Source organism: Rhodobacter ferrooxidans, assembly GCF_000176015.1.
GTDB classification, from domain to species: domain Bacteria; phylum Pseudomonadota; class Alphaproteobacteria; order Rhodobacterales; family Rhodobacteraceae; genus Pseudorhodobacter_B; species Pseudorhodobacter_B ferrooxidans.
In genome coordinates this window covers 38,814-49,810 of the sequence record NZ_ACYY01000025.1, presented here as the reverse complement: position 1 = coordinate 49,810, position 10,997 = coordinate 38,814, and the positions used below count along the sequence as shown (strand labels likewise).

General features: G+C 64.7%; 11 protein-coding genes. 9 read left to right on the top strand and 2 right to left on the bottom strand.

Annotation, left to right across the window (positions count from 1 at the left end; translation table 11 throughout):
- The 5 genes from RSW2DRAFT_RS17530 to RSW2DRAFT_RS14760 form a co-directional block, all read left to right on the top strand.
- A partial coding sequence (locus RSW2DRAFT_RS17530) for an IS3 family transposase (RefSeq protein ID WP_156790750.1) occupies positions 1–258 on the top strand: 258 nt, incomplete at its 5' end.
- A gap of 312 nt (positions 259–570) precedes the next feature.
- On the top strand, positions 571–1,515 hold the full coding sequence (locus RSW2DRAFT_RS14775; RefSeq protein ID WP_008032352.1) for a DMT family transporter: 945 nt from the start codon (positions 571–573) through the stop codon (positions 1,513–1,515).
- A 13-nt stretch (positions 1,516–1,528) separates the two neighbouring features.
- Positions 1,529–2,329, top strand: coding sequence for a DUF1194 domain-containing protein (locus RSW2DRAFT_RS14770; RefSeq protein WP_008032349.1), 801 nt, complete (start codon positions 1,529–1,531; stop codon positions 2,327–2,329).
- 66 nt (positions 2,330–2,395) lie between these two features.
- Positions 2,396–2,683 (top strand): nickel-binding protein, encoded by a 288-nt coding sequence (locus RSW2DRAFT_RS14765; protein ID WP_008032347.1) that lies wholly within the window; start codon positions 2,396–2,398, stop codon positions 2,681–2,683.
- 99 nt (positions 2,684–2,782) lie between these two features.
- The gene (locus RSW2DRAFT_RS14760; protein ID WP_008032345.1) at positions 2,783–4,360 is read left to right on the top strand and encodes an AfsR/SARP family transcriptional regulator; all 1,578 of its coding nucleotides are present in this window, start codon (positions 2,783–2,785) and stop codon (positions 4,358–4,360) included.
- 7 nt (positions 4,361–4,367) lie between these two features.
- Here RSW2DRAFT_RS14760 and RSW2DRAFT_RS14755 read toward each other — a convergent pair whose 3' ends face one another.
- A complete protein-coding gene (locus RSW2DRAFT_RS14755; protein ID WP_008032343.1) occupies positions 4,368–6,134 on the bottom strand; it encodes a hypothetical protein in 1,767 nt (588 codons plus the stop codon).
- A gap of 15 nt (positions 6,135–6,149) precedes the next feature.
- Positions 6,150–7,175 (bottom strand): phosphatase PAP2 family protein, encoded by a 1,026-nt coding sequence (locus RSW2DRAFT_RS17265; protein ID WP_050786835.1) that lies wholly within the window; start codon positions 7,173–7,175, stop codon positions 6,150–6,152.
- 684 nt (positions 7,176–7,859) lie between these two features.
- Here RSW2DRAFT_RS17265 and RSW2DRAFT_RS14740 point away from each other — a divergent pair.
- The 4 genes from RSW2DRAFT_RS14740 to RSW2DRAFT_RS14725 are packed head-to-tail and all read left to right on the top strand — an operon-like array spanning position 7,860 to position 10,997.
- On the top strand, positions 7,860–8,165 hold the full coding sequence (locus RSW2DRAFT_RS14740) for an STAS domain-containing protein (RefSeq protein WP_050786834.1): 306 nt from the start codon (positions 7,860–7,862) through the stop codon (positions 8,163–8,165).
- 17 nt (positions 8,166–8,182) lie between these two features.
- Complete coding sequence (locus tag RSW2DRAFT_RS14735; protein ID WP_008032338.1) at positions 8,183–8,551, top strand: response regulator; 369 nt, start codon at positions 8,183–8,185, stop codon at positions 8,549–8,551.
- The gene (locus RSW2DRAFT_RS14730) at positions 8,548–10,488 is read left to right on the top strand and encodes a chemotaxis protein CheA (protein WP_008032336.1); all 1,941 of its coding nucleotides are present in this window, start codon (positions 8,548–8,550) and stop codon (positions 10,486–10,488) included. Before RSW2DRAFT_RS14735 ends, RSW2DRAFT_RS14730 begins: the two co-directional genes overlap by 4 nt.
- Positions 10,485–10,997 carry a chemotaxis protein CheW gene (locus tag RSW2DRAFT_RS14725; protein WP_008032334.1) on the top strand — a complete coding sequence of 171 codons (513 nt, stop codon included), beginning with the start codon at positions 10,485–10,487 and terminating at the stop codon, positions 10,995–10,997. The genes RSW2DRAFT_RS14730 and RSW2DRAFT_RS14725 overlap by 4 nt, the downstream gene beginning before the upstream one ends.

Below are 10,997 nucleotides of genomic sequence, written 5' to 3'. Positions count from 1 at the left end.
CACGATTACCAGAAAGTCCTGCGAAAACACGGCCTGACGCCATCCATGAGCGGGAAAGGCAACTGCTATGACAACGCAGCTGTCGAGAGTTTTTTCAAATCCCTCAAGGCAGAAATGATCTGGCGCAGAAACTGGCAGACCCGCAGAGAGGTCGAAGTGGCCCTATTCGGATACATCAACGGCTTCTGCAACCCGCGTCGTCGGCATTCCGCATTGGGCTGGAAAAGCCCCGTGGCCTTCGAACGAAAGGCCGCATAACATGAGCACCTGACCGGAACGAAACCGCGACAGGTCCAGATCGCCTGATGGAGGTATTCGTCGCGCAGGCTGCCGTTGTAGCTCTCGATGTAGCCCCTCGCCATGGTCCCTCGGGCCAGTGGCGTATCCATGGCTCGATGCTGCGGCTTTGCGGGGTCGATGCAGTTGGCGCTTTGACGCGTGGATTGCGGTGCGATGACGCCGCGCCCTTAGACCGGGTCTCAGTTGCCACGGGCCTTTCCCGATATTCGGACTCAGAACGTCACGATCGGGGTTCAAGCAATGGGTTCTCAAGTCCAAGGGGCGTATGTGATGCGGTGCAGGTTCTTCCTTCCCGACAATCATTCCCGTCGCGCCAGCCTTCTGCTGCTGATGGCCGCCTTCCTTTGGGGGTCTGGCAACCTCGCCAACAAGACCATCCTGTCGGACGTGGACCCGGTCTGCGCTGTTTTTCTGCGCTCAAGCATCGCCGTGCCGGCCCTGCTTTGGCCGGTTTGGCGCGAGCGGCTTCGGCCCAGGCCGGAGGGGTGGCTTCGCAGTGTCGGGCCGGGCAGCCTGATGTTCGCGCTGGCGCTGCTGACGCAGCAATGGGGGTACCAGACGGCAACCGTGACGAATGCCTCCTTTCTGGTGAACGCATCTTGTGTGCTGACCCCGGTCTTGGGCGTTCTGTTCTGGCGTGATCGTCTGCAAGGCCGGACCGTGATTTCGGCCGTGCTGGTCCTGATGGGGGCCCTGCTGATGAGCGGCGCCTGGTGGTCTCTGGCAACCGTCAACACCGGCGATGCACTGTGTCTGGTTTCGGCGCTGTTCTATTCTTTCTGGATTATCCTGATCGGGCGCCACCTGGAGCGGTTTCCGACGCCTGCCGCGACAACGTTGGCGCAATGCCTGTGTGCGGCGCTGATTTCGGTCCCGCTGGTTCTGGCTGGTGACCCGGTGGCCCCGCAAGACTGGTGGGGGGCCATGCCCGAGGCGCTGTATCTGGGGCTATTCTCGACGGCGGCTGCATTTGCGCTGACGGCGGCAGCGCAGACCCGTGTTTCGGCGTCAACGGCAGCCATCCTTGTCTCGGCCGAAAGCCTGTTCGGCGGGGCCGCCGGGATCGTGTTTCTGGCCGAGCGGCCAGCGCCGGCCGCGCTGCTGGGGGGTGGTCTCGTTCTTGCCGCGATCCTGACCATGGCACTGCGGCCCGAACCCATCCGGGCAAAGCTGCGCCTTGCCGCAACCAGGCCGAGCCTGACAACATCGCAATAGGGGGAGATCAAAGATGAACCCGCGCCGCACCAAAGACCGCAAACCCCGCCGCATCCAAGGGCGGCGCTTGCGCAAGTTGGCGTCCCGCCTTGTCGTGATCTCCGCCCTTGCGTTACCGGCGCTGGCGGCCATGATCGGGACAAGCCATGCGCGGGACTGCGCCGATGTCGATCTGGTTCTGGCCATCGACGGCTCTGGAAGCATCGACGCGGCCGAGTTTGCCTTGCAGCAGCAGGGCTACGCGGCGGCATTCCGGCGCAGCGACGTGCAACAGGCGCTGCAGGTCGCTGGCATCGTCGATGTTGCGGTGGTGCTGTGGGGCGACAGCGAGATCGCGGTTCAGATTCTGCGCTGGGTACGGCTGACAGGCCCCGGATCGGCCGAAGCTCTGGCGGCTGATCTGGAGCGGATCAACCGCAAGGTCCAAGGCAACACCGGACTGGGGCGTGCGCTTTGGCAATCGCTGGATCTTCTCGCCCAGCCGGGACAATGTGGTCTGCGCAAGATCGTCAATGTCTCGGGCGACGGGTATGAGACCATCTCGCCGCGTCCGCGCCGCCATATTCCCTTGTCGAAAGCCCGCAAACGGGCCGAAGAAATGCATGTGGTGGTCAATGCTCTGGCCATCGAGAACGAGGTCGCGGACCTTGCCGAGTGGTACCATGACCGGCTGCTCGTCGGCGCGGGGGCCTTTGTCTTGCCGGTGGAAGGGTTCGACAGCTTTGGCGAAGCCATCGCGAAAAAGCTGATCCGCGAGGTCCAGCCGCCGGATGTGGCGCTTTTGCCTGTCGGTACCGCCGAACCCAAGTCCTGACGATGCCCGAATGGGCCACGCTGGCAGGGGCAGAACCTTGAAACGAGTAGTCAGAGGAGAGATGAGATGAAGACTTTTCTGGTCGAGCGGGATGTTGGCAACACGCCGACGGTTGAACTTCTGGGAATGTCGGCCGCCAGTTGGCGAACTGCGCGGCAGATGCAGCAAGAGGGGGACCGCATCTACTATCTGGGGTCCACCTATCTGCCGGCGGACGGCCTGTGCCTGTGCCTCTACACCGCCAAAAGCGCCGAAGTCGTGGCCAATCACAGCCAGGTCGCGCGTCTTCCGGTGCGCCGCATCACGGATGCTGTCGCCTTCGGGACACCGGCCTTTCCAGAGGCCGTGGATTGAGCCGCCTTTAGGATGGGTTGACGCTGGGTCAAGCATGTCGGAAGCTGACGCTCGGAGCCTTGGGTCGTTGTGACGGCCTTTGACACGGGATGTTGGCAGATGCGAGCGCGGTTAAATGGTCCGTTCCGCGTATTCGGTGACGATGGCGAAGACATCAGCCCTGCCGGAATGAAGGAGCGCGGGCTTCTGGCCTTGCTGCTGGCGTCTCCGGGTCAGCGGCGGACACGGATCTGGCTGCAGGCCATGCTGTGGAGCGACCGCGAGCCGCAGCAGGCCTCGGGCAGCCTGCGACAGGCATTGTCCAATGTGCGCAAGGCGCTGGGTCCGCATGCGGGCAGGCTTTTGGCGGACCGCAGCACCCTGTGGCTTCAGCCCGAAGTCGCACTTGATGCCACGGCAGCAGGCGAGTTTCTGAGCGATCTGGACATCCGCGACGCCGAGTTTTCCGACTGGCTGCGCGACCGGCGCGTCCGGCAGGAGGAAAGCCACGTGACCGGCCAGCCGCTGACACCCCAGACCGGTGGAAGGACGCCCGTGCAACATTTGGCGCGGCCGCTGGTGATGCTGCGCTGGACGAACATGGGCGTGACGCCGCGCGGCCGCTTTCTGACCCACGCCGTCGCGCAACGGATCGCCGGCGATCTGATCCTGTTCGGCAACATCGACGTCATCCAGTCTGATGCCGACATCGACCGGGCCATGCAGCCGAGGCTGAGCGCGTTGGTCGAAATGGAGTGTTTCGGCGATGCCGGGCAGGACCAGCTTCTTATCCGCGTCATCGGCCTTCCCGCCCGCCGGATCGTCTGGACCGGTCGGCTGTCGCTGGAAATGTCGATACCGGATGTCTGGGAGTCTGTCGAAGCCTCACGCTGTGTCAACAAGGTGGTCAGCAGCGTGGTCGAGAGCCTCGCCAGTGCCACGATGCCTGGTCATCCGGCCTCGCTGTCGCGTGCGGTGAAGCTGATCTATTCGTTCGACCGATCCGGGCTGACGCAGGCCGACGACATGCTTGTGCGGCTGCAGGATACCGACATGCGCGGGCTGGCACTGGCCTGGAGAGGCTTCATCCGGCTGACGTCAGCGCTGGAGTTCCGCGATCATGGCCCGGACGGCGTGGCCGAAGCGCGGGCCTTTGCCGATGATGCCCTGCGCGCGATGGCCGATCATCCGGTGGTGCTGTCGCTGGCCTCGCGGATCAAGCTGAACATCGAGCATGATCTGGATCAGGCACATTATCTTGCGCTGCGGGCGGCCGAGCTTTCGGACCTGAACCCTTATGCGCTGGAAGCCCTGGGCCAGTCGCTGGTCTATCATGGCGACTATCAGGCGGCGGACCAGTTCGCCCAGCGGGCGCGGGCGGCGGCGCAGGGGATGTCCAACAGTTTCAACTGGGACATGCAGGCCTGCCTGACGTCATTGAGCATCGGCCAGATCGCGATGGCGCGCGAGGCGGCGCTGGAGTGCCACCGCAAGATGCCGTTCTACCGTCCGGCATTGCGCTATCTGGTGGCGCTGGCGCTGCTGGTCGATGATCGCGCCAGTGCCGATCATCACGCAAGCCGTCTGCGGCGGCTGGAGCCGGACTTCACCCCGATGGCGCTGCTCAGTCCGGACTACCCGGTGGCCACCTTGCGCGCTCTGGGCCATACCGAAACGCTGCGCCAGCGCATCGCCTGACGCGGGCTCAGCCGCCGGGCGGCACGTTCGGCAGGATCGTGATGCGCGCGAACGACCCGGCGGCAGCCGACGTGCCGCTGATCCGCACCCGGCGCTGCCCGCCATTCGCCGCAGCCATGGTCCCCCGGTGCGGCCAACCTTCATCAACCATTGCCGCGTTGGCGACGGGTTGCCCGTCCTCGCGCCGACTTGAATAGCCCGACGGTCCGGGGCCGCCCATCCCAAGCCGTTCCATGGCCCGCACGGCAAAAATGCCCGGGTTGCGGGCGGTTGCCAGGACGGACAGCGTGCCCGTGCGCTTGATAACGGACATGGGATCATCGCTTTGCATCAGGGCGCCATTTGCGTCGGTGCGGGTATATCCGGCATCCCAGAACCGCGACGGACGGCGCGGGCGGCCCCGGTCGGCCACCGGGTCGCGGTCATCGCGCGCCAGCCACAGGTCCATGTCCGCCACCGAAGACAGCGTCCACCGCCCATAGGATGCGCCGTTGTGGTCCTTGGTAACGGCCGTCTGCCACAGGGCAAGCCCGGTCTGCGACCGCGACGGCGTATCCAGCGCCCGGACCAGGACACCGATCTTTTCATTGTTCTGCACGGCAAAACAGTAGCTCGCCTGCGGCATTGTCACCGGGGTTGCCACCGCCTGGCCGGGGGCCGCAACAGCCAGGCTGACCGGCTGGCCCGCCACACCGAACATCGCGACCGTGTTTGTCGAGTAGTCTTCCGGTGGCAGGTCCCAGTGGACGGATGCCCGCGCCCCGCCGCCTGTCAGCCGGGCGTGGCAACGGTCTTGCAAGTGGTTTCCTGCGGGCAGGACAAGGCAGTTATTGTTGCGACCCGACCCCGCCATGGCACGGTCGATGGCCACGGCCGCCGGGTGGGATCCGTCCTGCGGGCCGGCCGGAAAGCCCAGCGGCATCACGATGGTCAGCTTGTCGGCAAGGTCTTTGGTCATCGCGATTGCCGCGGGAAGGATCATGGCCAGCGTCACGGACAGTATGCCGCCACTGTAGTCAGCGATCACCGCGCGCGGCAGTTCCAGCCCGAACAAGGCGACATCATCGGCGGTGCCGACTTCGGCGCCTGCCGCAAGATCGGCAATCGCCGTGCCATGCCACAGACTGTCCGGGTCGGGATTGGCGGCCTGTCCGAACACACTGTTGGGATATCGCGCGCCCAGCCTTTGCATGACGGCGGCATTGCCTTCCCGATCCGCCAGATCGCAGTAAGCTGCAATGTCGAGGTCGGTCAGAAGGTTGGACGGTGCATTGGGCTGGTCGAAGTCAAAAAAACGCATGCCGCGGAACCGCGGACCGGCCAGACCTCGAAACCGTCGGTTCCAGAACGCAATCCCGGCGTCGATGATCACCACTGCCTGCGAGATCGGTCGGTCGGTGATCAACTCCCACGGCTCAGCCAATATCTCGAACACTGTGGCCGGGTCGTTCGTTACCGGATCAGTGGGTTTCAGATCTGTCTCGGGCCCCAGAAAGCAGCGCGTGTCGGCGTCGGCAAACCGGTCAAGTTCGTCGATCCCGTGAAGTCCGGCGATATAGTCCACTGTCGCCGCCGGTTCGGAAAAAGTGCCGGGACCGATGGCCGCATAGCGCGCCGGCGCGGTTGCGGTGGGCAAGGCCATCACGAGGCGCGGCTGATCGCTGCCCCGGCCGATCATCTGGGGCATTGCCACCTCGGCATAGTTCCAGGGCAGCAGGGCGGCATTCGTCCCAACGAAGCTCACGGGCGGGTCGAAGGTGATGTCATTCAACATGGCGAACCCCGCCCTTCACAATTCGTCGCGCACAAGGTCGGCCAGATGGGCCAGAACCCCAGAAGGTGCCGGGCCTGCCGGGGCCGGCATTTGCAACACAGGCGAGTCATGGGCAAACCTCTCGACCGTGACGTCGGCCTCGAAAACCAATGCAGGGACCAATGGAGGGACCAATGCAGGAAGTGTCGCCGTAACCTCCGGAAGCGAGGTTTGCAGGGCCAATTTCACCGTCGCATCCTTGAAAATGTTCAAGCCAAGGGCGCGCCTTGCGGCCAGACCGCCCAGAGCATCGCCCAGCATCGCCCCGGCATAGTGGTCGATCGGGAAATGCACGCCGCCAAAGCTGCGGTTCATCGCAATGCGCGCCGCCATCTGCCGCAGATGCGGGGCGCGGTCGGGAAAGACCGCCGAAAGAACGGCGGCTGCCGCAAAGGCCTCGGTCGCGTGGCCGCTGGGAAAGGAACCGTGCGACGGTGTGCGGATCACCGGGGCCACATCCGGCGAAAGCTCATGCGGGCGGGGCATGGCAAAGGCGTGCTTCATCTCGGCCACGACGCGGAAGGCCATCTCGAACACGGCATCCAAGAGCGTGGTCAGCCAGGGATGGGTGTCGCCTGCCACGGGCAGACCAAGGGTCAGGAACGACAGGATGTCGGACTGCTGCAGGACGATTTCCTCGATCCGCTCGGGCCGGTGCCATCTCTGGGCCAGCACCTGGGCGATCTGCCTTTCCCACAGCGCGCTGTTGCCCTTGTCCAGCGTCAGGGTCACCGTCGGCGCAAGAGTGTTGCAGTTCAGCGTTGCCGTCGTGACGACCCCGGCGAGGAGGGCCGGAGTGAAATCGACCGAGACACCCTGCATCAGCGCCTTCACGATCAGATGCTGCCGGTGCCGTCCGTTCAGGGTGCGGAACGCTTGACGTTCCGTGGTATCCGGCCATTTCAGTGCGGCGAGGACGGGCGACAGGCCGGCCTGCGCCAGCATCGCCGACTGCCGCGCCACCGACATCGCGATCGAGGAGCCTTCACCAAAGGCAGACATTTCCGGCGAAAACCCGGTGTGATTGGTATGATTGGTATGGTTGGTGTGATTGGTATGGTTTGTGTGATTGGAAACAGTCAAAATCGGCCTCCCATGCAACCAGGATCGCGTGATGTTCTTGGGTAGCGTCTTCCCCGATCTGCGTCATTGCAGCGTCAGTTTGATCGGTCGGCTGTTCTGAACCAGCCGGAATTTTCGGCGGTGAAGCGGTCAATCAGAGCGTCCGTGACGCTGGGCCTGATGATGACGTGTGACATCCCCTGATGGCAAGCCAGTTGATGGGTCGTCAGGATATCGTCGCCGGGCTGCGGAAAGACCAAGGTCAAGGAACAGGGGTTCAGCAGCACCTCTGCACCCAGAGGTGCGCGGCAAGATCATCAGCGACCAAAGCTGACAGTTGAGTGCGCGACGCGGCAGTCTTCCGCGAGTGCTTCCTGTTCCAGCATCCCCAACCCATCCGGCCAGAATCCAGCCTGCGACGTTGTCGATCCAGCCCTCGGTGCCGCTGGCAAAGGCGGGGGCGCTTAGCGCGTTAAAAAAATGCAACATAGCTTGGTCATGCCGATTTCGGCCTTGGCAGACGATGTTTAGCGGATTCTTAGGGACTCGGGTTCAAGGGTCAGGAACCGGTGCAGCGCCGGTGCCAGTGAAAAGACCCATGTCATGACAGTAAACGCGCACCATTTGACCCTTCCTGCAGACGCAAACATTCATCAGGCCGAACCGCTGGCCGCACAGATTCTGGCGGCGCTGGGGCAGGTCGCTCCGCTGCAGATCGACACTGCGGCGGTCGAAAGCCTTGACCTTGCGGTGGTGCAGATCCTGGTTGCCGCCCATCGGCAGGCCAACCGGATGGGCAAGCGGATGTCGGTGGCCCTGCCCGAAGGCAGCGCCTTTGCCACGGCCCTGGCCGATTTCGGCATCCTGAACCCTGCGAACGCGCAGATCACCGTGCAAGACGGTTTCTGGACCGGCGTGCACAGCGCCTGAACAAGGACAAATCCCTGATGACCAAAACCATTCTTGCCGTCGATGACTCGCCTTCCGTCCGCCAGATGGTGCGGCTGACCCTGACCGGTGCGGGCTACGCCGTGGTCGAGGCGGTGGACGGCGAAGACGCGCTGCAAAAGGCGATGGCGCGCAAATACGATGCGATCCTGACCGACCAGAACATGCCCCGGCTGGATGGGCTGAGCTTCATCCGCAAATACCGCGCCTCGGCGGCGGCGGTGGGGGTGCCGATCGTGTTCCTGTCGACCGAGTCGCGGGAAGATCTGAAGAAACAGGCCCGCGATGCCGGGGCGATCGGCTGGATGATGAAGCCGTTCGATCAGGCGCAGTTGCTGGCCGTGGTGAAAAAGGTGGCAGGCGCATGAGCGATATGGACGAAGTCGGCGGCTTGTTCCGCCAGGAAGCGGCAGAGCTGATCGCCTCGCTGGAGGCGGGGTTGCTCGATCTGGAGCGGGCACCGACCGATGTGGCGGTGATCAACGCGGTGTTCCGCGATCTGCACACCATCAAGGGCTCGGGCGCGATGTTCGGCTATGCCGATCTGGCGCATTTCGTGCATGAGTTCGAGTCGGTTTTCGATGGCTTGCGCAAGGGCAATGCCAGCGTCGGCCCCGACCTGATCGCCGTGGCGTTGCGCGCCTGCGACCAGATCGGCCAGTTGATCGACGCGCCGCAGACCGCAGGCGGGCAAAGCGATGTGCTGCTGGCGGCGCTGCGGCAGGCGATGGACGGCGATGCCGCCGACAGCGTTTCGCCCGACCAAGGCTGGCGCCTGCGGTTCCGGCTGGGCCGCGGCACGCTGAAGCTGGGGGGCAACCCGCGGCTGCTGCTGGAAGAACTTGGTGCCCTCGCCCCCATTGAAGTGCGGGCTCTGCTGGACGAGGTGCCCTCGCTCGACGCTCTGGACCCGCATGATTGCCTGATCGGCTGGGAGGTGGTGCTTTCCGGGCCAGTCAGCCGAGAAGCCATTGAAGACGTGTTCTTTTTCCACCGCGACGACATGCTGTTCGAGCTGGAGCCGCTGGACGGGCCGTCTGCGGATGCGGCGACCGGCCCGGCCCGGCCCGAGCAGGAAAAGGCGCCGGACGCGCCGCAGGCCGCTGCCGCCGCGGGTGCCGATACCATGCGGGTGGAAACCGGCCGGCTGGATGAATTGATGGACCGCGTGGGCGAGCTGGTGATCGCCGAGGCGCGGCTTTCGGCGTTGGCGCAGCGGCTGCACGACCCCGGCCTGTTGGCGGTGGCCGAGGATATCCAGCGGCTTGCCTCGGGGATGCGCGATGCCACGATGTCGATCCGCATGGTGCCGATCGGCTCGATCATGGGGCGGTTCCGCCGCCTGATGCGTGATCTGTCACAATCGCTGGACAAGCCGCTGGCCTTTGTCACCAGCGGCGAGGATACCGAACTCGACAAGACGGTGATCGAACTTCTGGCCGATCCGCTGGTGCATATCCTGCGCAATTCGATGGATCACGGGCTGGAAACGCTGGCCGAACGCCGGGCTGCGGGCAAGCCCGACACCGGCACCATCGCTCTGGGGGCGGTTTATTCCGGTGCCGAAGTGCTGATCACCATCCGCGACGACGGCCGCGGGTTGGACGCCGAAAAGATCCGCGCCCATGCGGTCTCCAAAGGCCTGATCGCGGCCGATGCGCAGGTGCCACGGGCCGACCTTCTGAAGATGATCTTCGCACCGGGCTTTTCGACCGCTGCCGCCGTCACCGAACTTTCGGGCCGCGGCGTCGGCATGGATGTGGTGAAACGCACCGTCGATGCCCTGCGTGGCCAGATCGAACTGGAGTCCGAACCCGGCCATGGCACCACGGTGACGCTGCGGCTGCCGCTGACCCTGGCCATCATCGACGGCCTGCTGATCGAGGTCGGCGGCGAGAACTACGCCTTCCCGCTGGCGGCGGTGGAAGAATGTGTCGAACTGCCGCCCGAGTTCGAGGAAGAGGGCAAAAGCTCGTCCTTCCTGAACATCCGCGGCGCGCTGGTGCCGTTCCTGCGGCTGCGCAACCTGTTCGATGTGGCAGCCCCGCTGACGGATTTCCAGAAGGTGGTGATCGTCTCGTCCTCGGGCGAACGCGTCGGGCTGGTGGTCGATCGGATCGTCGGCAACAACCAGACGGTGATCAAGCAACTGTCGCGGCTGCATGCGCAGATGCTGTGCTTTTCCGGCGCGACCATCCTGGGTGACGGCAGCGTGGCGCTTATTCTTGATGTGCCGCAACTGGTTGCGATGGGGCGCGCCCAGGAGGAACGGGCGCGCAACCCCAGATTGGAGCGGGCAGCATGAGCATCCAGGCGCAAAACCAAAGCAAGACCAAGGCGGCGATCAACGTCGTCACCCTGCGGCTGGGCGGCGAAACCATGGCGCTGCCGGCAGACTGCCTGCGGGAAATTCTGGAACCGGTGGCGGTGACGCGGGTGCCGCGCGCCGGGGCTTTCGTCGGCGGGCTGATCAATGTGCGCGGCGCGGTGGTGCCGCTGGCCGACCTGCGGGTCGCCTTCGGCATGGCCTTGACCGAGGCCACGCCCGACACCCGGATGCTGGTGCTGGAAGTGCCGGTCGCGGGCGAAACCGTCGTGGTCGCCATTCTGGCCGACAAGGTGCACGACGTGACCGCCTTCGATCCGGCGACGCTGGAGCCTATTCCGGCGGTGGGAACGCGATGGCCGCCCGAATTCGTGCGCGGCATCGGCAAGTGGCAGGACGGCTTCGTCATCCTGCCGGATCTGGAACGGATTTTCTCGCAAGGGGCGGCGCAGGGCGCGGCCACCGGGCTGGTGGAAGAAGGGATTTGA

Bases quoted from the DNA above. Each gene is read 5' to 3' on its own strand.
- RSW2DRAFT_RS14770 (WP_008032349.1), top strand. From the start codon at position 1,529: ATGAACCCGCGCCGCACCAAAGACCGCAAACCCCGCCGCATCCAAGGG.
- RSW2DRAFT_RS14725 (WP_008032334.1), top strand. From the start codon at position 10,485: ATGAGCATCCAGGCGCAAAACCAAAGCAAGACCAAGGCGGCGATCAAC.
- RSW2DRAFT_RS14775 (WP_008032352.1), top strand. From the start codon at position 571: ATGCGGTGCAGGTTCTTCCTTCCCGACAATCATTCCCGTCGCGCCAGC.
- RSW2DRAFT_RS17265 (WP_050786835.1), bottom strand. From the start codon at position 7,175: ATGTCTGCCTTTGGTGAAGGCTCCTCGATCGCGATGTCGGTGGCGCGG.
- RSW2DRAFT_RS14755 (WP_008032343.1), bottom strand. From the start codon at position 6,134: ATGTTGAATGACATCACCTTCGACCCGCCCGTGAGCTTCGTTGGGACG.
- RSW2DRAFT_RS14765 (WP_008032347.1), top strand. From the start codon at position 2,396: ATGAAGACTTTTCTGGTCGAGCGGGATGTTGGCAACACGCCGACGGTT.
- RSW2DRAFT_RS14730 (WP_008032336.1), top strand. From the start codon at position 8,548: ATGAGCGATATGGACGAAGTCGGCGGCTTGTTCCGCCAGGAAGCGGCA.
- RSW2DRAFT_RS14760 (WP_008032345.1), top strand. From the start codon at position 2,783: ATGCGAGCGCGGTTAAATGGTCCGTTCCGCGTATTCGGTGACGATGGC.
- RSW2DRAFT_RS14735 (WP_008032338.1), top strand. From the start codon at position 8,183: ATGACCAAAACCATTCTTGCCGTCGATGACTCGCCTTCCGTCCGCCAG.